General features: G+C 54.1%; 17 protein-coding genes. 12 read left to right on the top strand and 5 right to left on the bottom strand.

Annotated elements, in window-relative coordinates; genetic code table 11:
* Positions 1 to 239 precede the first annotated feature (239 nt).
* From OH144_RS12170 to OH144_RS12115, 12 genes are all read left to right on the top strand, one after another.
* The gene (locus OH144_RS12170) at positions 240 to 1,946 is read left to right on the top strand and encodes an ABC transporter ATP-binding protein (protein WP_266202511.1); all 1,707 of its coding nucleotides are present in this window, start codon (positions 240 to 242) and stop codon (positions 1,944 to 1,946) included.
* 233 nt (positions 1,947 to 2,179) lie between these two features.
* On the top strand, positions 2,180 to 2,884 hold the full coding sequence (locus tag OH144_RS12165; protein WP_266202510.1) for an SDR family oxidoreductase: 705 nt from the start codon (positions 2,180 to 2,182) through the stop codon (positions 2,882 to 2,884).
* A 75-nt stretch (positions 2,885 to 2,959) separates the two neighbouring features.
* Positions 2,960 to 4,078 carry an NAD-dependent epimerase/dehydratase family protein gene (locus OH144_RS12160; RefSeq protein WP_266202509.1) on the top strand — a complete coding sequence of 373 codons (1,119 nt, stop codon included), beginning with the start codon at positions 2,960 to 2,962 and terminating at the stop codon, positions 4,076 to 4,078.
* A 33-nt stretch (positions 4,079 to 4,111) separates the two neighbouring features.
* A complete protein-coding gene (locus OH144_RS12155; RefSeq protein ID WP_266202508.1) occupies positions 4,112 to 6,181 on the top strand; it encodes an SDR family NAD(P)-dependent oxidoreductase in 2,070 nt (689 codons plus the stop codon).
* Positions 6,182 to 6,184: 3 nt separating this feature from the next.
* Positions 6,185 to 7,195 carry an MDR/zinc-dependent alcohol dehydrogenase-like family protein gene (locus tag OH144_RS12150; protein WP_266202507.1) on the top strand — a complete coding sequence of 337 codons (1,011 nt, stop codon included), beginning with the start codon at positions 6,185 to 6,187 and terminating at the stop codon, positions 7,193 to 7,195.
* 2 nt (positions 7,196 to 7,197) lie between these two features.
* Positions 7,198 to 8,244, top strand: a complete 1,047-nt coding sequence (locus OH144_RS12145) for a Gfo/Idh/MocA family protein (protein ID WP_266202506.1) — start codon at positions 7,198 to 7,200, stop codon at positions 8,242 to 8,244.
* Between the two features lie 9 nt (positions 8,245 to 8,253).
* Positions 8,254 to 9,354 carry a glycosyltransferase family 4 protein gene (locus tag OH144_RS12140; RefSeq protein ID WP_266202505.1) on the top strand — a complete coding sequence of 367 codons (1,101 nt, stop codon included), beginning with the start codon at positions 8,254 to 8,256 and terminating at the stop codon, positions 9,352 to 9,354.
* Positions 9,355 to 9,545: 191 nt separating this feature from the next.
* Positions 9,546 to 10,688: a CgeB family protein gene (locus tag OH144_RS12135; protein ID WP_266202504.1), complete on the top strand. Its 1,143-nt coding sequence runs from the start codon at positions 9,546 to 9,548 to the stop codon at positions 10,686 to 10,688.
* Positions 10,678 to 11,784 carry a CgeB family protein gene (locus tag OH144_RS12130; protein WP_266202503.1) on the top strand — a complete coding sequence of 369 codons (1,107 nt, stop codon included), beginning with the start codon at positions 10,678 to 10,680 and terminating at the stop codon, positions 11,782 to 11,784. Before OH144_RS12135 ends, OH144_RS12130 begins: the two co-directional genes overlap by 11 nt.
* Positions 11,781 to 12,884 carry a CgeB family protein gene (locus OH144_RS12125; protein ID WP_266202502.1) on the top strand — a complete coding sequence of 368 codons (1,104 nt, stop codon included), beginning with the start codon at positions 11,781 to 11,783 and terminating at the stop codon, positions 12,882 to 12,884. Before OH144_RS12130 ends, OH144_RS12125 begins: the two co-directional genes overlap by 4 nt.
* Positions 12,885 to 13,013: 129 nt before the next feature.
* Entirely contained in the window at positions 13,014 to 13,835 is an 822-nt protein-coding gene (locus OH144_RS12120; protein ID WP_266202501.1) for a TIGR04290 family methyltransferase, read from the top strand.
* 81 nt (positions 13,836 to 13,916) lie between these two features.
* Positions 13,917 to 14,480, top strand: coding sequence for an NUDIX hydrolase (locus OH144_RS12115; RefSeq protein WP_266202499.1), 564 nt, complete (start codon positions 13,917 to 13,919; stop codon positions 14,478 to 14,480).
* A 647-nt stretch (positions 14,481 to 15,127) separates the two neighbouring features.
* Here OH144_RS12115 and OH144_RS12110 read toward each other — a convergent pair.
* The 5 genes from OH144_RS12110 to OH144_RS12090 all read right to left on the bottom strand — a co-directional run bounded on the left by OH144_RS12110 (position 15,128) and on the right by OH144_RS12090 (position 23,487).
* On the bottom strand, positions 15,128 to 16,696 hold the full coding sequence (locus OH144_RS12110; RefSeq protein ID WP_266202498.1) for an NFACT RNA binding domain-containing protein: 1,569 nt from the start codon (positions 16,694 to 16,696) through the stop codon (positions 15,128 to 15,130).
* A gap of 135 nt (positions 16,697 to 16,831) precedes the next feature.
* Complete coding sequence (locus tag OH144_RS12105; RefSeq protein ID WP_266202497.1) at positions 16,832 to 17,593, bottom strand: MBL fold metallo-hydrolase; 762 nt, start codon at positions 17,591 to 17,593, stop codon at positions 16,832 to 16,834.
* Entirely contained in the window at positions 17,590 to 17,865 is a 276-nt protein-coding gene (locus OH144_RS12100) for a hypothetical protein (protein WP_140621184.1), read from the bottom strand. The genes OH144_RS12105 and OH144_RS12100 overlap by 4 nt, the downstream gene beginning before the upstream one ends.
* Positions 17,866 to 18,246: a response regulator gene (locus tag OH144_RS12095; protein WP_266202496.1), complete on the bottom strand. Its 381-nt coding sequence runs from the start codon at positions 18,244 to 18,246 to the stop codon at positions 17,866 to 17,868.
* 3 nt (positions 18,247 to 18,249) lie between these two features.
* Entirely contained in the window at positions 18,250 to 23,487 is a 5,238-nt protein-coding gene (locus OH144_RS12090) for a PAS domain S-box protein (RefSeq protein WP_266202495.1), read from the bottom strand.
* Between the last annotated feature and the right edge of the window lie 99 nt (positions 23,488 to 23,586).

Below are 23,586 nucleotides of genomic sequence, written 5' to 3'. Positions count from 1 at the left end.
ACGCAGTTTATACTTGGTGGCAAGTGTGTTCGGTGCAAGTGAGGCACCCTGGAGTATAATTAAACCGGGGGCAGGGATTTACCATGAAAAACCATCCGTTAGAGTTTGAAAAGAATTCCTTACCTCCTTTTTAAGCCATAAGCTGGAAATACCTATAGCATCAGTGGTAAGAGCAGGTGATTTTGCCGTAAAAGCTATATTGTGTAGTGGCAAAGGTAAATTTTTGGTAGAGGGGCTGTATGGATGAGTGGAGAAGATTTCTACCCAGAGTCGCAGATTTAATCATGCCGCTTAAGGCAAGAATAGGAATTATAGTGCTTTTGGCTATAGTAGCAGCTGGCATAGGGGTTATAGAGCCTTTAATACTCAAATATTTCTTTGATGAAATAATTGCAACAACAAACAGTCCCACTGAAGTAATTGCTTTCACGGCTATTGCCCTTCTGGTACTGTCCGTAATGCGGGAGCAGGTTAACGGAGTTCACAACTGGCTTGTCTGGAAAGTGAGGCTGAAACTACAGACAAATCTTCAGGCAGCAGCAATCGCAAAACTTTACTCTCTTCCCTTGTCCTACCATCAGCGAGAAGGTGTAGGCGCCACCATGACAAAATTCGAGAGGGCTATAAATGGGTTCGTGGCCGCCTTCAGTGAAATTGCCTTTTTCACACTTCCCACCCTGGTTTATTTATTCGCCTCTATGTACGTGATGTTCCAGCTAGACTGGAAGTTATCCTTAATCGTGCTGTTTTTTGTACCGGTTCCGGTGTTGATTGGCATGTGGGCTTCAAAGGAGCAAATACACAGGGAAAAATTCCTGATAGAATCGTGGACTAAAATCTATGGCCGCCTCCACGAGACGTTTTCCTGCCTGCTAACCGTTAAGAGCCTGGCAATGGAAAAGGTGGAGGCAAATAATTTCCTTTCCAGGATTTCCAGTACAAATGAGTACGTTCTCAAAGGTGTTAACACAGACACTAAAGTAGAAGCCTTCAAAAACATATCGATTACAGTGGCTCGGGTAGCCGCCATTTTCTACGGCGGCTACTCCATTGCCAGGGGGGACATGACGCTGGGAACATTAATTGCTTTCTTAGGCTACATCGGAAACTTATTCGTGCCGGTGCAGGGAGTTACCGGTGTATACCAGACGTTCAGAAAGGCCTCCGTATCCTTGGATATACTAAACAAGATTATGGAGGTAGAGGATCCGGTAGCTGATGGTAAAGTCGCCTTTGAACTTCACAACATGAAGGGGGAGGTGACTTTTGAAAAGGTTAGCTTTAGCTACCCTGGCAATAAACGGGTGTTCTCTAATATAGACCTACAAGTAAATGCAGGAGAAACGATTGCCATAGTAGGACCGAGTGGGGGAGGTAAAAGCACACTTATGTCTTTAATTCTGCGACTTCACAACCCCACAGATGGGGTAGTTAAAATTGATGGATGCGATATCCGCTTGCTAAGGCAGCAGTCACTACGGGAGCAAATAGGGATTGTACTGCAGGAGTCGTTGCTTTTCAATGATACCGTCGGTAATAATATCGCTTACGGTACACGGCATGCGGAGCAGGAAAGTATAGAAGCCGCAGCTAAACTTGCCAATGCCCACGAGTTCATTTTGGAGCTGCCTTTAAAGTATGATACTGTAATTGGCGAAAAGGGAAGTAACTTATCGGGAGGACAGAAACAGCGGATTGCAATAGCAAGAAACCCGGCGATTTTGATACTTGATGAAGCTACGTCGGCCCTTGACTCGGAGACTGAAGCATTGGTGCAGCAGGCTTTCAGGCGGTTGGTAAAAGGCAGAACAACCTTTGTGGTGTCTCATAGAATGGCCAACATTGTTGATGCAGATAGAATAGTTATACTTAAAGATGGAAGCATCTCCAAAATCATTACGGCTAAAGAAGACATTGAGAGGAACCAGGTTTACGCCCATACCTGATGTTATTTTGCCTGTAGATCCCTTTACCAGCCATCCCGGTGCAATGCTTTAGGTGTCGAAGCCCGGATTCTGAAGATAGTGTATCCCTTATACTTAAGTTAGAACAATAATTAGGCTGTATTTATATAGTAGTGTAGCAGCATCTACAACCCTATTTACCTCTGCTACGTTGTAGATAACAGTTTATAAAAAGCTATTTATATATATAAGGAGGACAAACTTTAGCGACGAACGTGCAGCACTTGAAAGGCAAAAAGGCGGTGATAAGTGGAGGAGGTTCCGGCATTGGAAGAGCCATTGCAGAGCTGCTTTCTGAAGATGGAGTTGCCACCGCCATAGCCGACCTGCACCTGCCACCTAGCCTTCCTTCTGGTATGCTTCCGGTTACATGCGATGTTGCCGACCCCACTGCCATAGACAGCCTTTTTTCAGAGGTGCAGCAGCAGCTGGGTGCGCCAGACATACTCGTGTGCAGTGCAGGCCAGGGGGTGCATGAGAAGCTTATCGAGGGGGACCCGGAAAAGTGGCAGCAGGTGATAAACACCAACCTAATGGGCACGCTGCGGATGATCCGCGCCTTTGTGCCGGGTATGCAGGAGAGGGGAGCAGGCGATGTGGTGATTGTATCATCGGTTTCGGCAGGGCAGGCATATCCTTACGGGGGAGTGTACGCTGCCACTAAGACCGCGCTGGCTGTAGTTGCTGAAACCCTGCGCCAGGAGGTACTGCCCGGTATTCGTGTCACGGTTATAGCCCCAGGCGTAACCGATACAGCCTTCTTTGAAAATACCCTGTCCGGAAGCCAGACAGTAGAGAGCATAGGCTATGGAGCTATCACACCAGGGCAGGTTGCCGATGCCGTACTTTATGCCCTGCGGCAGCCGCCCGGGGTGTCCATCAACAACATCACCCTTAGGCCTACGGCACAGGCTTTTTAGCACCAGCCGCCGTCACTCAACAGCATCAGCACCCACAACAAGTAATACAGACTAAACAGACAGAAACACCTAACTATGAAGAACAGAGTATTAATAACCGGAGGAGCCGGGTTTATTGGGTCTCACCTGGCAGACGAACTGCTGCAGCAAGGCTATACCGTTAGAGCACTGGATAATCTGAGTGAGCAGGTACACGGCAAAGACTGCCAGCGACCGGAATATTTGCACGAGGAGGTGGAGTTGCTGGTAGGGGATGTGCGTAACCCGGAGGATGTAGCCCGTGCCCTGGAGGGGGTGGACTACGTGTTCCACTTCGCGGCCATGGTGGGTGTGGGGCAGAGCATGTACGAGCTGCGCGAGTATACGGACGTAAACAATATCGGAACCACTGTATTGCTGGAGGCGCTGATCAAGAACCCGGTAAAGAAACTGGTGGTGGCCAGCAGCATGAGCATTTACGGCGAAGGCCTGTACAAAGCCCCTGCCGGTGAGTTGACCACCGTGCAGGAGCGCCCGCTGGAGCAGCTGAAGGCCGCTGATTGGGAACTGTACAACGAGCAGGGAGAACAGCTGCAGCCGGTGCCAACGCCTGAGTCCAAAACCCCGTCGCTCTCCTCGGTGTACGCGCTTAGCAAGTATGACCAGGAGCGCCTTTGCCTGATGGTGGGTCGCGCCTACAATATCCCGACCGTGGCGATGCGCTTCTTTAACGTGTACGGCACGCGCCAGGCGCTTTCCAACCCCTATACCGGGGTGCTGGCCATCTTCGCCTCGCGCCTTCTGAACAACAATTCCCCGATGATTTTCGAAGACGGGTACCAACAGCGTGATTTTGTGCACGTGCGTGATGTGGCACTGGCCTGCCGTCTGGCCATGGAGAAGGAAGAGGCAACTGGCAAGGTGTTTAACGTAGGCAGTGGCAATAACTACACCATCCGCGAGATTGGCGAGCGACTGGCCGCCGTAATGGGTAAACCCGAGCTGAAGCCAGAGATCACGGGTAAGTATAGGGTGGGGGACATCCGCCACTGCTACGCTGATATCTCGCTGGCCAGGGAGGTGCTGGGCTTTTATCCGCAAGTAGAGTTTAATGCCGGGCTGGAGGAGCTGGCCAACTGGCTGGAAGGGCAGATCGCCTATGATCGTGTAAGTGAGGCAAGCGCCGAGTTGGCCGCCCGTGGGTTAACCGTTTAAGCACCCGACCCAAAACATCAAAAGAGAATTTGAATGAAGATGAATACAGATACACCAATAAGCAACAGCAAACCAAGTTTACCGATGGTGGGGCTGGTAGAGTGGTTCAGGCCCGGTGAACATGAGCATGTAAAGGAAACTTTGGCGAGTTTAAAGGAGCTGGGCGTAACGGAGCTGCGCACCGGCGTATCCTGGGCCGATTACTATACCCCCGGCGGGAAAGACTGGTACGACTGGTTGATTCCTACCCTTGCCAAGGAGGTAAACCTGCTTCCTTGCTTTTTGTATACTCCGCCTAGTATAGGCGAGAAACCGCGCACCTCCTCCCCCCCAAAAGATAGAAAGGCCTATGCCGATTTTCTGGATGTGTTCATCTCCAGGCACGGCCAGCACTTTGAGTGGGTGGAACTCTGGAATGAGCCGAACAACATGGTGGAGTATGACTTTACGCAGGACTACGGCTGGCATAAGTTCGCTGAGATGATTGGCGGAGCGGCTTACTGGTGCCAGCAGCTGGGTAAGAAAACCCTGCTGGGTGGCATGAGCCCGATAGACCCGAACTGGCTGCAGACCATGTACGACCATGGCGTAATGCAGTACATCGATGCCGTGGGCATTCACGGCTTCCCTTACGTGTTCGACCAGATGTGGGACGGCTGGGAAGAAAACATAAAGGCCGTGCGTGGGGTGATGACGCGCAACAACTGCAAGGCCGAGCTCTGGATAACGGAGGCCGGCTTCTCTACCTGGCAGCACGATGAGTACAAGCAGTTGCAGGAGTTTCTGGAGGTGCTGAAGGCCGATGCCGCCCGCGTGTACTGGTACGCCGTGAAGGACCTGGATGCCAACCTGCCTACTGTCGGGGGCTTCCACCTGGATGATCGTGAATATTATTTTGGTCTGAAACGTGCCGATGGCACAAGCAAATTGCTGTACAGGCTATGGGCCCGCCACGGCCTGGAAAAACTGCACGAACTGGAGTACGTGAAGCGCACCATAGACGATAATACAGAGCCTTATACCTTGATAACCGGCGGAGCCGGCTTCGTGGGCACCAACCTGGCCAAGCGCCTGCTCGAGCAGGGCAAGCGCGTGCTGGTGTTCGATAGCCTGAGCCGGGAAGGCGTGGAGAAAAACCTGCAGTGGCTGCACGACACCTATGGTGATAAACTGGAAGTATACGTAGGTGACATCCGCGACATGCAGGCCGTGCGCAAAGTGGTGAAGCGTGCCGAGCAGGTGTTTCACTTTGCCGCCCAGGTAGCCGTGACCACCTCGCTGGACCTGCCGATCAATGATTTTGAGATCAACGCGCGCGGCATCATTAATGTGCTGGAGGCGATACGGGAGCAGGACAACCCGCCCCCGCTGGTGTTCACCTCCACCAACAAAGTATATGGCGGCCTGGAGGATATGGAGTTTATCTCCAACGGTTCCCGCTATTACCCTGCCGATACGAACGTGAAGAAGCATGGCATCTCCGAGAAGCGCCACCTTGATTTCCACAGTCCGTACGGTTGCTCCAAAGGCGCTGCCGACCAGTACGTGATCGACTATGCCCGTACCTATAACCTGCCGATGACGGTGTTCCGCATGAGTTGCATCTACGGTCCGCACCAGTACGGCAACGAGGACCAGGGCTGGGTGGCGCACTTTGCCATCAAGGCGATTGAGGGCGAGCCGGTAAACATCTACGGCGACGGCAAGCAGGTGCGCGATATCCTGTTCGTGGAGGACCTGGTGGATGCCTTCCTGCTGGCACAGGAGCATATGCCCCGGATAAGCGGGCAGGCCTTTAACATCGGCGGCGGTCCTTCAAACACGGTTAGCCTGCTGGAGTTGCTCAAAACCATCAGCAAGTACCGTGGCAAAGAGATCCAGCTCAAGTTCGGCGACTGGCGCCCCGGCGATCAGCATTACTATGTGTCCGACACGCGTAAGTTTCAGGAAGCCACCGGCTGGTATCCGAAGCACAATGTGCAGGAGGGCGTGGCCAAACTATACCAGTGGCTGTGCGAGAACCGTGGTTATGAGGTGCCGATGACACTCTCCACCGTTTTAGAGAAAGAGGAAGAACCTGTTAAAAAAGCTGCAGTAGCTTAACCGATGCAAGATACCCTTACAACAGATCAGAAGCAGGGAGCCGACACCCGGGCTACCACCATGAAAGCGGCCGTTGTAGCATCGCCGCAAAGTATAAAAGTAGAAGAAACCGCCCTGCCTGAGCCACAGGCAGGGCAGGTGCGCATACGTCTGCAGGGCTGTGGCCTCTGCGCCTCCAACATTCCTGTGTGGGAAGGCCGCGAGTGGTTCAGCTACCCGGTAGATGCCGGCAACCCGGGCCACGAAGGCTGGGGTGTGGTAGATGCCGTAGGGGAGGGCGTAACTGCCGTAAAGCCCGGCGACCGCGTGGCAGCCCTGTCTTATAACGCCTATGCCGAGTACGACCTGGCCGATGCCGACAAGGTGGTGAAACTGCCGGAGAGCCTGGCAGGTAAGCCGTTCCCAGGCGAGCCGCTGGGTTGCGCTATGAACATCTTTAAGCGAAGCGAGATTCAGGCGGGGCAGACGGTGGCCATACTGGGCATCGGTTTCCTGGGGGCGCTGCTGGTGCAGCTGGCCAAAAACGCGGGGGCGCGGGTCATTGCCGTCTCGCAGCGGGAGTACTCGCTGGAAGTTGCCCGGGAGTGCGGCGCCGATGAGGTGATCAAAATGGATGATCACTATAAAATTATAGAAAAAGTTAAGGATCTGACAAACGGAAACTTCTGCGAGCGCGTACTAGAGTGCACCGGAAAGGAGTGGCCGCTGAATCTGGCTGGCGAACTGACCGCAGAGCGTGGCAGACTGATCATCGCCGGCTTTCACCAGGACGGCATGCGTCAGGTAAATATCCAACTTTGGAACTGGCGCGGTCTCGACGTCATCAATGCGCATGAGCGCGATCCGAAAGAGTACATCAAAGGTATAAAAGCAGCCGTGAAGGCCGTGGAAGAGGGCAGTATGAACCCTGACAGGCTTTACACGCATGCGTATACTTTAGATAACATAGCAATAGCATTCAAGAACCTCACAAGCCGCCCTGAAGGTTTTGTGAAAGCCCTGATAACCTTTTAAATATGACGGAAACTGTACTTGACACGGCAGAAGCCCTTTCTGCATCTTCTTCTTCTCCTAATTCAAAACCGAAACTTGGCTTTTTAGGCGTCGGCTGGATTGGCCGTAACCGCATGGAGGTGATCGCCAGGCACCGCGCTGCTGAGGTTGCCTGCATTTCCGACACGGCAGCCCAAAATGCGGAAGAAGCCCTGAAGAGTGCCCCGCAGGCAGAGCAGGTGGCCTCCCTGGAGGCCATGTTGCACAAGCCGGAGCTGGAGGGCATCGTGATCGCTACGCCAAGCGCTTTCCATGCCGAGCAGAGCACACTGGCACTGGAGGCGGGGAAGGCTGTTTTCTGCCAGAAGCCACTGGGCCGCAACGTGGAGGAGACAAGGCGTGTGGTAGAGGCTGCCCGCAACAGCAATAAACTACTGGGCGTGGACCTGTCGTACCGCTACACCAGGGCCATGCAGGAAGTATACAAGGTAGTGCAGAGCGGAGAGTTAGGCCAGATTTATGCCATCGAGTTAGTATTTCACAATGCCTATGGCCCCGATAAAGCCTGGTTTTACGAGCCAAAGCTGTCTGGGGGCGGCTGCGTGATAGACCTGGGGGTGCACCTGGTGGACCTTGCGCTGTGGAGTATGAATTTCCCGAAGGTAAAGCACGTACAAAGTCACCTGTATGCCAAAGGCAAACCCATCAGCATGGTGGAGGGCAAGGTAGAGGATTATGCCGCTGCCAGCATCGAGCTGGAAGGCAATACGCATGTGCAGCTGAACTGCTCCTGGAACCTGCCCGCCGGCCAGGAGGCTATCATCAGCGCCACTTTCTATGGCATCCATGGCGGTGTAGCCCTTAAGAACGTGAACGGTTCCTTCTACGACTTTGTGGCTGAACGCTACCATGGTACTAAAACCGAGCAGCTTTGCGCCCCACCCGACGACTGGATGGGCCGTGCCGGCGTGGCCTGGGCAGAGCGCGTGGCCAGTGGCGAGGGCTTTAACGAGGAGGCGGAGGAATTTGTGAAAGTAGCAGAGGTATTAGATAAAATTTACGGAAGATAAGAAGAGAACATGGAAGCAAACCATCCCTCAAAAATATTGATGACTGCGGACACCGTGGGCGGTGTCTGGACGTATGCGCTGGAGCTTATCCGGGCGCTGGCCCCATTTAAAACGCACGTTTCGCTCGCTACCATGGGAGCCCCCCTTTCGGAGGAACAGCGTGTGCAGGCCGATGACATCGACAACCTGACCATCTACGAGAGCGAGTATAAGCTGGAGTGGATGGATAGCCCCTGGGAAGACGTGGAAAAGGCCGGTGAGTGGCTGCTGAAGCTGAAAGAAGAGATACAGCCTGACCTGGTGCACCTGAATGGCATGGCGCACGGTGCGCTGGACTTTGGCGTGCCGACGGTGGTGGTGGTGCATTCCTGCGTGCTGTCGTGGTGGAAAGCCGTGAAAGACGAGGAAGTACCACAGGAGTGGGACAAATATAAGGAGATGATCACAAAAGGCTTGCAGCATGCCACGATGGTGGTAGCTCCCACGCAGGCGATGCTGCACCAGGCAGAAGCCTTGTATGGGCCGTTCCAGAACAGCACAGTGGTATACAACGGCCGTGGCCAGCATACTTTCCAATTCGGTAAAAAAGAGCCTTTTGTATTTAGCATGGGCCGTGTGTGGGATGAGGCCAAGAACATCTCGATGCTGGCGCACATTGCCTCCGACCTGCAGTGGCCGGTATACATTGCCGGCGATGCCCGCCATCCGGCCACCGGCAAGGAGGTCCAACTGGAGAACGTACATTTTCTGGGCCAACTGACGGAGAAGGAGGTATCAGACTGGCTTTCCAGAGCCTCCATTTATGCGCTGCCAGCTAAGTATGAGCCGTTTGGACTGACCGTTCTGGAAGCAGCCATGTCGGGTTGCGCACTGGTAGTAGGTAAGACCGACAGCCAGGCCGAGATTTGGGGCAATGCCGCCAAGTACGTAAACCCGGGCGATGCCGACGAACTGCGCGACACGATTAATCACCTGATCGAGGACGAGTTCGGTCGCAACATCATGGCTTGCCGCGCCGTGAAACGCTCCCACGGCTACACTGCCGACCCCATGGGCCAGGACTATGACCACGTGTACCGCCAGCTGCTGAAACAGACCGTGACGGTGTAAATGGTGAATGAGCGATTGAGTGGATGAGTGAATTCTTTCCATGTCATCCTGAAAGGATCTTGTTAGCCAGTAGCAACTGCTTTAATACTTCGCCACCAAGATCTTTACAAGATGACAGAAGTGAAGATGTACGATTCACTCATCCACTCACTCAAAACTCACCAACCCAACAACGAATAACCAACAACAAAATGAACATCACCCTTTTCTACCACTCTATACTTTCTGACTGGAACCATGGCAACGCGCACTTTCTGCGGGGCATTGTGCGGGAACTGGAGGAGCGGGGGCACCAGGTAACCGTATACGAGCCTGAAAATGGCTGGAGCCTGCAGAACCTGGTAGAGGTCTACGGTAAGGAGAAGCTGGACGAGCTGCAAACCTACTATCCTGGGATCAGCACTAACTTTTATACTTTAGAAAGTATAAACCTGGATGAGGTGCTAGCAAATCCTGACCTGGTGCTGGTGCATGAGTGGAACGAGCACGAACTGGTGAAGCGCATTGGCGCGCACCGTGCTGGCGGCGGCAAGTATAAATTGCTGTTCCACGACACCCACCACCGCGCCGTAACAGCGCGTGAAAGCATGGCCAAGTATGACCTGACACACTATGACGGCGTGCTGGCTTTCGGGCAAAAGATCCGCGATTTATACTTGCAGGAAGGCTGGACCCAGAAAGCCTGGACCTGGCACGAAGCCGCCGATACCTCCGTTTTCTACCCGCATGAGCGGAAGGAGTTTGAAGGCGACCTGGTATGGATCGGTAACTGGGGCGATGAGGAGCGCACGGCCGAGCTGCACGAGTTCCTGATAAACCCGGTAAAAGAGCTGGGGCTGAAGGCAAAGATCTACGGCGTGCGCTACCCCGAGCATGCCCGCAAAGCACTGGCCGATGCTGGCATAACCTACGGGGGCTGGTTACCGAACTACAAAGCCGCGGAGGAGTTTGCCAAGTATAAAGTGACGGTGCATGTGCCGCGAAGGCCTTACGTAGAGGCGCTGCCGGGCATCCCGACCATCCGCCCGTTCGAGGCGATGGCCTGCGGCATTCCGCTGATCTCTTCCCCTTGGGATGATGCCGAGAACCTGTTCACGCCGGGAGAGGATTTCCTGGTGGCCCGCAACGGCGAGGAGATGAAGCAGCACCTGCAAACCATCATCAACCATCCTGAGAAAGCAAAGGAAGTAGCCGGCCGTGGCCTGGAAACCATCTGCAGCCGCCATACCTGTGCCCACCGTGTAAATGAGCTGGAGAGAGTGTGTGAGGAGCTGGGCATAGCCGAGTCAAAAGTATACATCACCCCAAAAGAGCAAATTCTAGATGAAGAATAAGAAATTGAAGATCGCTTTTTTCGGCTCCAGCCTGGTATCTGCTTATTGGAACGGCGCCGCTACCTATTACAGAGGGATCGTAAGAGCCCTGAGCGAGCGCGGCCACCACGTTACCTTTTATGAGCCCGATGCCTACGAGCGCCAGCAGAACCGTGACATGGACGACCCGGACTGGGCAAAGGTGGTGGTGTATGAGGCGACCGAGGAGGCAGTGTATGAATGCTTAGAAGATGCCCAGCAGGCCGACATGGTGGTAAAAGCCAGCGGTGTGGGCGTGTTCGATGAGCTGCTGGAGCGCGAGGTGCTGAAGCTGCAAACCGAAGAGCGCCTGGTGGTGTTCTGGGATGTGGATGCCCCAGCCACTTTGGACCGCGTGCACAACAACCCCGAAGACCAGTTGCTGCAGCTGATTCCGCAGTACGATATGGTGCTGACCTACGGCGGCGGCGACCCGGTGGTAAATGCCTATGAGGCACTGGGCGCGAAAAAATGCGTACCGATCTACAACGCCTTAGACACCGCCACCCACTTCCCCGTGGAACCTGACACGCGCTTTGCCTGCGATCTGGCTTTCCTAGGCAACCGCCTGCCCGACCGCGAAGCCCGCGTGGAGGAGTTTTTCCTTAAGCCGGCGGCGCTGGAGCTCCGCAAGAAGTTCATCATCGGGGGCAGCGGCTGGGGCGATAAGCAGATGCCGGATAACGTGCACTACGTGGGCCACGTGTACACCAAAGACCACAACGCCTTTAACTGCACGCCAAAGGCCGTGCTCAACATCAGCCGCGAGAGCATGGCCCGCTACGGTTTCTCGCCAGCCACGCGCGTGTTTGAGGCAGCCGGGGCTGGCGTCTGTATCATCACCGACTACTGGGAGGGCATCGACTTTTTCTTCGAACCCGGAAAGGAAATATTGGTAGCCAGGGACGGGGCGGAAATAGCTAAAATTATGGCTTCTTTATCCGAAGAAAAGGCAAAGAGAATAGGAGAAGCTGCGTATAAGAAAGTACTGGCTGCGCATACGTACCATCACCGCGCAGAGCAACTGGAACAATTGCTGTACGCGAAAGTTAAATCTACAAACAAAGCATTCGTATGAATATCGTAATTCTTGGCTTATCCATCACCTCCAGCTGGGGCAACGGCCATGCCACCACGTTCAGAGGTTTGGTAAGAGAGCTACACAAGCAGGGCCATCAGGTTACTTTTTTAGAGCGGGATGTGCCTTGGTATGCCGGCAACCGCGATTTGCCCAACCCGGAGTACTGCCGCACGGAGCTCTACAAATCAGTGGATGATCTGAGAAACCGTTTTACGGAGGAGGTGCGCCAGGCCGATATGGTGATCGTGGGCTCCTATGTGCCGGAGGGTGTGCCGGTAGGGGAATGGGTGGTAAAGACTGCCCGCGGCATCAAGGCTTTTTATGATATTGATACGCCGGTAACACTGGCTAAACTGGAGCGCGAAGATTACGAGTACCTGCACCCGAACCTCATCCCGAAGTATGATCTATACTTGTCTTTTACCGGAGGGCCAACCCTAAGTCTGTTGGAGCAAAAGTATGGCTCGCCGATGGCACGCGCGCTTTACTGCTCTTTCGACCCGAGCTTATACTTCCCGGAGCTGATGGAGGCAAAATGGGACCTGGGCTACCTGGGTACCTATTCCGACGACCGCCAGCCGCCGCTCGATAAGCTGATGCTGGAGGCAGCGCGGCAGTGGCCGGACGGCAGGTTTGTTGTGGCTGGTCCGCAGTACCCGGCAAGTATAAAGTGGCCCCAAAACGTGCAGCTGATCCAGCACCTGCCGCCCGCCGAGCACCGTAACTTTTACAACAGCCAGCGTTTCACCTTAAATATCACCCGCGCCGACATGATCAAGGCAGGTTACGCGCCAAGCGTACGCCTGTTTGAAGCAGCGGCCTGCAGCACCCCGATCATCTCCGATTATTGGGAAGGCCTGGAGACGATCCTGGAGCCCGGCAAGGAGATTTTAATCGCGAAAGACACCAAAGACACGCTCAGGTATCTGCGCGAGATCTGCAAGTCGGAGCGGAAACTGATTGGCGAGCGCGCGCGCAGAAAGGTGATGGCGCACCATACCGCTGCCCACAGGGCACAGGAACTGATCAGCTACGCCGAAGAACTGATGACACTGGAAAATCCCTTTGCCAACTCCGAGGTAAGCCAGGAAGTATAGCACAAGGTAGGAACAACGTATAAAAGCTGCCGCCTCCGGACTGTGCCGGGGGCGGCAGCTTTGCGTTTATGTATCAATAGCTGCTGCACCTGCGTAAGCTATCTCATACATTAAATCAAGAATTGCTATATGTTGGAGATAGAAGCGATGGGCCCCTGGTTCCATAACCTGCACCTGCCAAACGGAGCGCAAACTGCTCCGGATCATTTTTTAGGAGATTTCCCCCGCTTTAAGTGGCGGGAGCTGGAGCCCTACATTCCGGAGGACTTGTCAGGATGGGAAGTACTGGATATTGGCTGCAACGCGGGGTTTTATAGTATAGAACTGGCCAAGCGCGGTGCCAATGTGCTGGGAATCGATGTGGACCCACACTACCTGCGGCAGGCGGAGTGGGCGGCAAAGCAGTTCGGATTGGAGGATAAGATTGAGCTCCGGCAGATGCAGGTTTACGATGTGGCCCGCCTCGACAGGCAATTCGACCTGATCTGGTACATGGGCGTACTCTACCACCTGCGCTACCCGCTGCTCTCGCTGGATATCCTCTCTAAGAAATGCCGTGGGCAGATGGTGTTCCAGACCTTAACCATGCCGGGAAAAGAGGTGGCCGACGTGCCGGACGATTTCGAGATAAACGACCGCCAGCGCATGCTGGAGGAGGGCTGGCCCAAGATGGCCTTTATTGAGAAGCGCATGGCCGGTGATATGACCAACTGGTGGGCGCCCAACCATGCCGCCATCCTGGCCATGATGCGTTCCTGCGGATTCAGGCTGAAGGAACAGCCAGGCCACGAACTCTACATGCTGGAAGTAGATGAACAAATGAAGCAGCAGCAGCAATGGAACGAATCGGAGTATCTCTCCGCCACTGGCCAGGATTGGCAGGAGGCGGTCCAGCAAAAAGTGTCCGGCAAAAACGAGTATATGGTGCGGCAGAACGGAAAGCAGGAGTAGGGGCAGGAGCACCACAAAGTATAAACTTCCGCCATGCTTCTTGCGTGGCTTTTTTACGCTGAGAAAGTATAACTTGCATGTATGAGTGATAAGAGCAATGCCCCGCAGCCCTGGAAGATCCTGAAATCTGACATGGTGGTGGATGAGAAGTGGTACAAGCTGCGCCGCGATGAGGTGGAACTGCCTAATGGCCACGTGATGGATGATTACTACGTGAGTGTGCGCCCGAATGTGGTACTGGTGTTTCCGGTGACGGAGGATGGGCACGTGATTTTCGTGCGGCAGTATAAACACGCAGCCGGTGATATTTTTATTGAGCTGCCCGGGGGAGTGATAGATGAGCACGAGAATAATCCGCTGGAAGCCGCCCGCCGCGAGCTGTTGGAGGAAACCGGTTATACTTCTGAGGAGATGGAGCCGCTGCTGGAGGTAATCGACAATCCCACCAAAGACACCAACCGAATTTATTACTTCCTTGCCCGCAACGCCCACAAAATAGCCGAGCAGGACCTGGACGTAAGCGAGCATATCGAAGTATTGAAGGTGCCGCTACAGGAGGTAGAAAGTATGATCCTGAGCGGTAAGGTAAATGTGGCAGGCTCCATTGCCTTAAGCCTGCTGGCCCTGCGGAAGCTGGGGGTGTAGGCATACAAAGCAAAGGTTCATCATACCTGGTCCAACCATCCCTGCCCCTTCTTGTCTAAGGAGGGGCAGGGATGGTTGCGATTTCAGAAGTACAAGCTTCATGGTTTGGGCTAATCAGGGTCATCCCCCTGCCCCCTTCCAAGGGGGACTTGGTTCAAGTTGCATAGCTGCAGCTATCGAATGATACCCAGTCCTTGGATTGAGCGCCTTCTAGATTTCTGGTTTCGCTTCAGCGAAATTGCGACATCAGGAGCAAAGGAAATGTAGACAGCGCGATGCCTTTGTCGGGGGGCCTACCCCCAGGACGAGCCCTCTCGGGCTGGAGAGCGGAAAGTATAAATGGAACAAGTTGGTTTGTAAGTCAGAGGGTGAACGGCAGCTAACAAGTATAGCTTAGTTCACGCTGAAGGAAGCAGCGGCTAGTCAAGTATAGCCGAAGTATGAAGCATAACTCTCCGAGCCAGTCGGGTTACAAACCCGACACCATAGCAGGACACAAGTTGCAAACTCGCGCCAGCGGAGGAACTAGAGGATCAGCTGTAATTTTAAAGTATAGCTTGTGTCCAGTTACGGGAGGCAGCGGCTAAGCGAAGGCACAAGCGGACGCTTGCGGCAGGGAAGTATAAAAAGCTTAGCCTGCCATACTTTTATACTTTCGCAAATGGATTCTCCGGCTTTACCAGCAGCACTTTCTCGCGCTCCACCACCACAGAGCCGGGAGGGGAGCCCTTGGGTTTGCGCACCCATTTCTTAGGAGTGTAGATAACCGGGCACAACGAGTCGGTTTTGCGCTTGCTATAGTAAGCCGCCAGCTGCGCCGCTTTCTCCAGCACGGTGGAGGGGATGGTTTTGCCGGCCTGGTGCTTGATCACTACATGCGAGCCGGACACATCCTTGGCATGCAGCCACATATCCTCTTTATAAGTATGGCGCTGGGTGAGCTGATCGTTATTCTGGGAGCTCTTGCCTACCAGAATCTTGTAGCCTTCGCTCTCGAATACCCTGAACGGTATTTGTACCTGCTCCTGCTGTTTACTGCCAAGCAGATGGGTATACTCCCGTAAGTATGCTTTCAGCTCCTTGTAGTTCTCCACCGCTGCCAGCGCCTGCAGCGCATCCTCCAGCACGATGAGTTCTTCCAGCTTGCGTTCAACCTTCTCTTCCAGCTGCTTTACCTCCACGTGCTGGTTCTTAGCCTTGCGGTAGAGGCGCTCGGCGAACTTCTGCGGTGTTTCATGCTGCTTCAGCCTGTAGGTGCGGGTCTGGTCGGTGTAAAAGTCATACAGCTCCACCTTGGTGCTGCGCGACGGAATGTTGGTGAGGTTGGCCATGATCACGTCGGCGGTCTGGGAGTAGGAGCGGTCGTGCCGCAGCTCCTGCAGCTTCTGCTCGCTCTGCTCCATCACTGTTTTCGTAACATGCCGCTTGCGCTCCAGTTGTTGCTTTGCCTGCTCATACTGTCGTTCAAAGCCTGTCTCTGACAAGTAGAGACGGGTAAAGTGGTCGGCCGCATCCAGAGGGCTTTGGTAGGTATGAAGTACCTGGCCGAGGGGTAGCAGCGAAAGGCGCAGCTTGCCTTGCAAACGGATGATATGGTATTCCTCCGGCGCTTCCAGCACCTCCAGCATACTTTGCACCAGCTCCCACTTCTCCTCCAGGGTAGCGTGGCTGTAACCGCGCTCCTCCAGGTATAAAACCGGAAGCTCCCCGAAGGTAGGGTATACCTTGCGCAGGTTGCCGTTGGCGGCGGCAAAGGCGGCTAGGTTCTGCTGCAGCGGGCGGTCCATCTGCAGCGGGTTCAGGTCGGCGTCGGCGGCAAACTTGTTCTGGAATAGCTCCACTGCCTCTTCGCCCTGGTAAAGTATAATGTTGGAGCGGTTGCCGAAGAGCTTGAACAGCAGCAGGTATCCTCCCGAAAGTATAAAGTAAAAGCTCCGTTCGTTCTGGTGCTGTACCACATCCTCTACCATTTGCCCCTGCAGCTGTTGCATCAGCTCCACCGTGTTGGCACGCGCCCTCCTCAGCCCGGTAGGGAAGGAGAGGGAGGTAAACTGGGAGCCAAGCTGCGCCCGGATATAGAGCTCCTCCTGCGCACGGGCAAAACCAAGTATCAGCTCATCCTTGTTCTGACTGAAAGCCGTGACCGCCTGCATGCCTGTAAGTTTAGGCTTCAGTGCCTGCGCCAGTTGCCGTAAGAAGTAGAAGTTCAGGTGCATGGTTGTAGGGGCGTTTATGCGTATCAGGTATCACGACACATGTATCACGATTTTTTTAAATTTACACGACTAAACTAAGTCAATATATAGCTAAAGTCGTGTTACGTGATATCTGATACGTGATACGCCAAAAGATTATATTTCAAACTGAAGCCCGTCGTAGCCGAGGCGTATGAAATCGGGTAGCTGGAGCTCCACCTCGCGGTGCAGGCCCATCAGGTGGCTGATGTGGGTGAGGTATGCCTGTTCCGGTTGCAGGTCTTCCAGCAGGGCAACTGCCTCTTTCAGGGAGAAATGCGAGATATGGTGCTCGTGGCGCAGGGCGTTCAGCACCACTACTTTGGAGCCGCGCACCTTTTCTTTCTCTTTCTCGGAGATTCGGTTGGCGTCGGTGATGTAGGTGAAATCGCTGATGCGGAAGCCTAGCACGGGTAGCTTGTAGTGCATCACCCGGATAGGTATAAAGGGCACACCCTCTACCTCAAACGGCTCCAGGCCAATAGGGCGCAGCTCTACCTGCGGGATGCCGGGATACTTGTAGTCGGAGAAAATGTAGGAGAACTCCCGCTTCAGCTGCTCCAGTACGCGCTCCTCGGCGTACAGGGGGATGTCTTTGTGCTGCAAGAAGTTGTAGGCACGGATGTCGTCGAGGCCGGCGGTGTGGTCCTTGTGCTCGTGCGTAAACACCAGGGCGTCGAGCGTTTTAACGCGCTCACGCAGTACCTGCTGCCGGAAGTCGGGGCCCGAGTCGATGATGATGCTCTTGCCATCGACCTGCAGGTGCACCGATACCCGCAGGCGCTGGTCACGGTAATCCACAGAACGGCAAACCTCGCAGTTGCACCCGATAACTGGTACGCCCTGCGAGGTGCCCGTGCCTAGTAATGTTATTTTCAATTGGCGTTCTCCCCGTTTCGGATTTCGTGGTACAGCTGCCTGGTTTTATCGCTCAGGCGGCTCTCATCCACAGAAATAGTGCGAAGGATATCGTAAAGGCAGTTGATCTTCCCCTCCAGGCTGTAGTATTTGTTCACTACCGCCACCTTCATGTCTTTCAGCACACAGTAGCCGGCTTTAAAGTTGCCTTTCTCGTAGCGCAGCACAAAATCCGACTCTGCAAAAATATCCTCCAGCTTGTTTAAGAATGGCCGCGTGTACTTAAGCTGCATTTACTTTACTGTATACTTCTTAACTGTTTCCACCAGCATGTCAAAGTCCAGTGGCTTAGGCAGGTAGTCGTTAATGCCCACGGCCTTAAAGTCTTCCATGCTGTAGTTGTTGGCGTTGCCTGTTACCGCGATGATTGGAATAGTGGCAATTTCAGGGTCTTTGCTGGCGCGAATTTCCTTGGTGCAGTCCATGCCGTTTTTCACCGGAATGTTCAGGTCCATCAGGATGGCGTCGATCTTGTTGGATTCTACCTGCTTGAGCACCTCTCCGCCGTTCTTGGCAGTCAGGATCTTGTAGTTCTGCAGTTCCAGGATCTTCTTAGTTAGGTTCAGGATAACGGAGCTGTCCTCAGCGATCAAAATAGTTTTGCTTTCTGCCATTGTCTAACTGAATATAATGTCCTTATAAGTTCTTTTATAGTTTTCGTACTGCGTCTGTAATCTGGAGAAGTTCTCGTCGACCTGCTCCAGGTTGTCATGCTTAATGTCGTGTTCCAATTGCTTGGCAAGCTCTGCCAGCGGATTTATGCCAAGTGTGAAGCCGGTACCCTTAAGTTGATGCAATGTACTTAAAATCCCTTTGTAATGTTGTACATCCAGTTCTTTTTTGGCTTCCTCTATCAATCCGGCGGCTTCTTCCTCAAACTCGGAATATAATTGCTTGGTAAAATCCTCTCCGCCTATTTCTTTCAGCTGCTCCACCACAGCCAGATCAATGATCGGCTCCTGGTTTTCAGGTTCACTTTCTGCGGCCGCGGTTTCCTCCACCGCCGGCTCCCAGGCGTTGCTTTCCCATTTGCTGATCATGGCGTGCAGGTCAGAGCTTTTCACCGGCTTGGAAACGTAGTCGTCCATGCCCTGGTTCATGAACTTCTCGGCATCATCCTTCATCGAGTAGGCCGTCATGGCGATGATAGGAGGACAGCCGGCACCCAGTTTCTCCTTGATATGCCTGGTGGCCGTTACACCGTCCATCTCCGGCATCTGGATATCCATAAAGATGATGTCATACCTGTTACTGGTGGCGTAGTCGATGGCCTCGAAGCCATTGGAGGCGATGTCGGTTACACAACCGAGGCGCTCGAGCTGTTTCTGGGCCACTTTTTGGTTTATCTGGTTATCATCCACCAGCAGCACGTATGGGGTAAACTCCAGCGAGCCCACCTCCTGATGCTGCTGTTGCTGGCGTAGCTGCTGCTCCTTTACCTCGGCCGCGCTGGCTACGCGCACCTTAATGTTGAACCAGAACACACTGCCATCCCCGATAACGGACTCCACACCAATATCGCCGCCCAGCAGGTGGGTAAGCTGCTTGGAGATGGCCAGGCCAAGGCCGGTGCCGCCAAAGGTCTTGGTGGAGGAGTTGTCGAGCTGGGTAAAATCGGTGAACAGCAGCTTCTGGTCTTCCGGCGTAATGCCGATACCGGAGTCTTTCACCCGCACCTGCAGCCTATAGTACTCTTTATCCAGCTTGCTGGCGCCCACATGTATACTCACATCACCGGCATTGGTAAACTTGATGGCGTTGGAGGTAAGGTTCGAGAGCACCTGCAGCAGCCTTGTCTCGTCTGTTACAATGTGGCGCGGCACCTCGGGGTCGATGGTATAGGTAAATTGGAGGTCTTTCTGCTGTGCCCGGTTCACGAACAGGGAGTGTATCTTGCCCAGCGTTTCGTGCAGGTCCACGCCGCTCTCGTGCAGCACCAGCTTGCCGGCCTGTATCTTGCTCAGGTCCAGGATGTCGTTTAGAATGGCCAGCAGCGCGTCCGAAGACTTGCGCAGCGTATCGATGTACTCGCGCTGCTCCGGGTCAGTGTTTATCTGGCTCATCAAATCAATCATGCCGATGATGCCGTTCATCGGCGTGCGCAACTCATGGCTCATGTTGGCCAGGAACTGGGTCTTCACTTTCAGCAGGTTCTCGGCCTCCTCCTTGGCGCGCAGCAGGGCGATCTGTGTGCGCTTCAGCTCAGAAACATCGCGGATCACACCTTCCAGACCCATAGGCTCACCAGCATCATCGTATACCAGCCTGGCATCAAGCACGACCGTTTTATGGCTGCCATCCTTACAAATCATCTCTACCTCTATATCCCGCACGTTTTGCTGCTCCAACACCTTATTAATAAGGCGGGTCCGGTCTTCAGAGTTTGCATAGAAGTCCGTTGTTTTCTTGCCAAGCGCCTCTTGCTCGTTATAGCCAAGCAGTTGTGTCACGGATGGGCTGACAAGCAAGAGGTTTCCGGACAGGTCGGTACGATAGTACACGTCCTGGAACGACTCAAAGATATTGCGGAATTTCTCCTCGCTCTCCGCCAAGGCCAGTTCCGATTTCTTCTTGTCCGTAATGTCCAGGGCTATGCCGGAAATCTCCTCAAACGAGCCATCCTCCATGTAGATGGGGTGCAGGTATACTTCGCGCCAGCTTTTCCCGTGCTCCAGCTCAATCTCGAAGTGCTGCGGATGGCCTGCAAATACCTGTTTATACTTATCCTCCCAGTACGCATAAGAGTTTTCATGCACCATGGAGTCATTATCGATGCGGATAAATGGGCTCAGCTCATAGCCGCTTCGGTCGGAGAAGGCCTGGGCAAAGTTGCGGTTAAACGAGGTAAGCTCATAGTTGCGGTTGATGGACCACATGTGGTGCGTGCCCGACTCGAAAATAGCGTTGAGCCTGGCGTTCTGGGTGTTTATCTGCTCCTCGTTGCGCTTGCGCTCGATGGCCAGGGCAACCTGGTTCGAGATAAAGTGCAGGATCTCGATATCGGTGCTCACGTAGGCGTCCGGGTTCTGGTAGTCCTGCAGCGTAATAACACCGATGATACGGTCGCCAATGGCCAGCGGAGAGCAAAGTATCACCTCGGGCACTGCCCCAAAGAGGGTAAGCGCTTCGCGGTCCGCCAGCTCCAGCAGTTCCTGTTTCTGCATGTATAGCGGCTTGCCGGTAGCAATGATGTACTCCGACAGCCCCTGCGAGAACGGACGCCTGGTCTGGGTCTTAGAGGCTTTATCCACAAACTGGTCTACCAGGTAAACAAAGCTGAGGTGCCTGTGCTCGTTATCGCACAGGGCGATGTAGATGTTGCGCGTCTCGATGATCTTGCTCAGCTCGCGGTGAATGGCCGAGTAGAGCGAGTTCAGGTCTTTACTGCTGATGGCCAGGTTGGCGATACTGTAGTATACTTTCTGCAGCCGCTCGGCCTTGATTCGGTCTGTGATGTCGTGCAGGATGGCGCGGGTGGCCACGGGGCGGCTATCCTGCCAGCTGCAGGTGATACTTCCGATCAGGTGCACCGGCTTACCCGCCTTGGTCAGGAACACAGTCTCGATCTTGTTCACATTCTCGCCCTTGTAGAGGTTGCGCAGCTGGTAGATCAGCTTGGCCTTGTAGTAGGGGTGCACAATGTCGTTGAGTGTGAGCGACTCAATATCGTGGTCGGTGTAGCCGAGGCGGTCTTTCCAGGCCTTGTTTACAAAAATGAACTTGTTATCGACCGAGATATTCTGGATAAGGTCATGGGCATTGTCGAAGAGGTCCTGCAGGCGGATCTTGTTGTCTTTCAGGGCCTCCATGGCGATGCGCTTGTCGGTCATGTCCTTGCCCACGCTGGTGATGCCGGTAACCTGCCCTTCGGGGCTATACTCGAACATGCTGTTCCAGCGGATGGTCTTCAGCTGACCCGACTTTGTCAGTACGTCGCGCTCGTAGTAAGAGCTGAGCTGCTTCGTCTCCAGCGCTTTCCTATAGTCCTGCAGGCGCTGCGCGCGCTCCAGCTTTGGCACCAGCAGTTCGTAGAAGTTCTGGCCTATCAGCTCTTCCTCGGTATACTCCACGTACTTCAGGAAGAAATCGTTGGCAAAGGCAATGTTTCCCTTGGTGTCGAGGCTGTAGTAAATCAGGTTTACTTTGTCCAGGAAGCTGCGGAACTGGTTCATCGACTCGTGCAGCACCTCCTCCTGGCGCTTTGTCTGCTGGGTCAGCTTATGCTGGGTGATGTCGCGTTTAAACACCTGGATGTAAGCTTCCCCGTCTAGGATGAGGCGGGTAACGGTAAGCTCGGCATCGAAGAGGGTGCCATCCTTGCGGCGGTTCTTCCACTCGATGGTAGCGGAGCGGCCTGTCTCCAGCACCTCCCGCATGATGCGCGCTGTCTTCTCCGACGACCGCTCCCCATCGGGCTGGAACTCAGGAGAAAAGTCCATCGGTGTTTTGCCCACCAGGTCCTCGCGGGTGCAGCGGAAAAACTCAATGGCTTTGTCGTTGCACTCAATCACTGCCCCGTCCTTGAAAAGAAGGATGGCATCATAGGAAGCCTCAAATAGCAGTTTATACTTGTCCTCGGTGTGGATGAGTTGCTGCTGCAGCCGGTGCCGTTCAATGTAGTTGCCAATGGCGCCGCCGATAAAGTCCAGCAACGAGAGGAAGGACGGTGTCACACGGGGCTCGCTGTTTGGCCAGATCAGGATCAGGGCCAGCACCTTCGTTTCCGAGAAGATTGGCACAAGGGTGAGCGTGCGGTGAAACCTGTTTTGCAGCTGCTCCTGCAGGCTGACTGCCGCGGAGCGCTTGTGTTCAGATCCCAACTGCTGAAGCTGCTCCTGCGTAAGATGCAACTCCTCTGGCAACACGGGCTCTCCCACCTCGCCGGCCGAATAAGAAAGCCGGGCCACCCTGTTTTCGAGGGAGTTAAGCGTATACACGCAGCCGCCCTTCACATCGCTTTTATCCAGCAGCTCATCCAGCGTGTTGTGCAGGATGTCGTGCTGGCTGTCCGAGGAGGACAGGTTGGTGATAAGCTGGTTCACAAACTCGAGCTGGTGGTTCCGGAAGCGCACATCCTGCTCGGTCTCGATTACCTCGTTGAGGTTTTTTACTGATCCGTAGAGGATATCCTGCGTCTTAAACTTGCCCCGCTGCAGCGTAATCTCGATGGGCAGCAGGTTGTGGTTGTCTTCGTGCAGCCACCACTCAAACTTCTGCTTGCCTTCCTCCAGCGCCTGCTTCAGTTGCCCCCTCAGGGCCACCCGCTCAAATAAATTCAGTTTAAACGCCCGGAAAATAGATTTGCCCGTCAGTTGCTCCTTGGTCTGCCGCACCAGCTGGAGGGCCGTCTGGTTGATGTCAATGAAATTCCCGTCGCAGTCGAGGAGGAACATGGGCTCTGAGTTCTCCTCAAATACATCATGGTAACTGTCGCCATCGTAAGGGAGCAGGGCGGTGGCCTGCCCGACATTAGCCAGCTCCACGCACACAAACGTTTCGCCCTGGAAGTGCACCATGCGGCAGCTATAGGTAAAGGAGCCGCAGTGTTTATCCTCGCCGCCCTCCTCCGCATCCACGAAACCGGTCAGCTTTCGCTGCAGCTGCAACTCCTCCAGCAGCCCGTTAAACTGCTCCGGCGAAATGCCAAGCAGGCTACGCAGGCTGCGGGTAGTGCTGAAGTCAGAATCACTGGGCCTATAGTTGCTGGTTTGTGCGTTGGCAGCCAGCACCTGGCCATTCGGCTGGGCCACTACTACGCCATGCGTTGGCTTGGCGAGCTGCACCAGCACCTGCAGCAGGTTAGAGGCCGCTAGTACAGATTTCTCGTCAGGTTGCTGGTTTAAAGTATGGGGCATGATTAGTTTGTTTCTAGTAGTAAGTATGACAGCATACGAATGACACTGGGCCAGACGCGAAGGCTATGCTAATTTTATAAATAAAGCGATAATTTAGCA

Source organism: Pontibacter kalidii (assembly GCF_026278245.1).
Lineage (GTDB): Bacteria > Bacteroidota > Bacteroidia > Cytophagales > Hymenobacteraceae > Pontibacter > Pontibacter kalidii.
Note: the sequence above shows the minus strand (reverse complement) of the source record. Positions and strands in the feature narration are given on the sequence as shown.

Bases quoted from the DNA above. Each gene is read 5' to 3' on its own strand.
- OH144_RS12170 (WP_266202511.1), top strand. From the start codon at position 240: ATGGATGAGTGGAGAAGATTTCTACCCAGAGTCGCAGATTTAATCATG.
- OH144_RS12160 (WP_266202509.1), top strand. From the start codon at position 2,960: ATGAAGAACAGAGTATTAATAACCGGAGGAGCCGGGTTTATTGGGTCT.
- OH144_RS12155 (WP_266202508.1), top strand. From the start codon at position 4,112: ATGAAGATGAATACAGATACACCAATAAGCAACAGCAAACCAAGTTTA.
- OH144_RS12150 (WP_266202507.1), top strand. From the start codon at position 6,185: ATGCAAGATACCCTTACAACAGATCAGAAGCAGGGAGCCGACACCCGG.
- OH144_RS12145 (WP_266202506.1), top strand. From the start codon at position 7,198: ATGACGGAAACTGTACTTGACACGGCAGAAGCCCTTTCTGCATCTTCT.
- OH144_RS12140 (WP_266202505.1), top strand. From the start codon at position 8,254: ATGGAAGCAAACCATCCCTCAAAAATATTGATGACTGCGGACACCGTG.
- OH144_RS12135 (WP_266202504.1), top strand. From the start codon at position 9,546: ATGAACATCACCCTTTTCTACCACTCTATACTTTCTGACTGGAACCAT.
- OH144_RS12130 (WP_266202503.1), top strand. From the start codon at position 10,678: ATGAAGAATAAGAAATTGAAGATCGCTTTTTTCGGCTCCAGCCTGGTA.
- OH144_RS12125 (WP_266202502.1), top strand. From the start codon at position 11,781: ATGAATATCGTAATTCTTGGCTTATCCATCACCTCCAGCTGGGGCAAC.
- OH144_RS12120 (WP_266202501.1), top strand. From the start codon at position 13,014: ATGTTGGAGATAGAAGCGATGGGCCCCTGGTTCCATAACCTGCACCTG.
- OH144_RS12115 (WP_266202499.1), top strand. From the start codon at position 13,917: ATGAGTGATAAGAGCAATGCCCCGCAGCCCTGGAAGATCCTGAAATCT.
- OH144_RS12110 (WP_266202498.1), bottom strand. From the start codon at position 16,696: ATGCACCTGAACTTCTACTTCTTACGGCAACTGGCGCAGGCACTGAAG.
- OH144_RS12100 (WP_140621184.1), bottom strand. From the start codon at position 17,865: ATGCAGCTTAAGTACACGCGGCCATTCTTAAACAAGCTGGAGGATATT.
- OH144_RS12095 (WP_266202496.1), bottom strand. From the start codon at position 18,246: ATGGCAGAAAGCAAAACTATTTTGATCGCTGAGGACAGCTCCGTTATC.
- OH144_RS12090 (WP_266202495.1), bottom strand. From the start codon at position 23,487: ATGCCCCATACTTTAAACCAGCAACCTGACGAGAAATCTGTACTAGCG.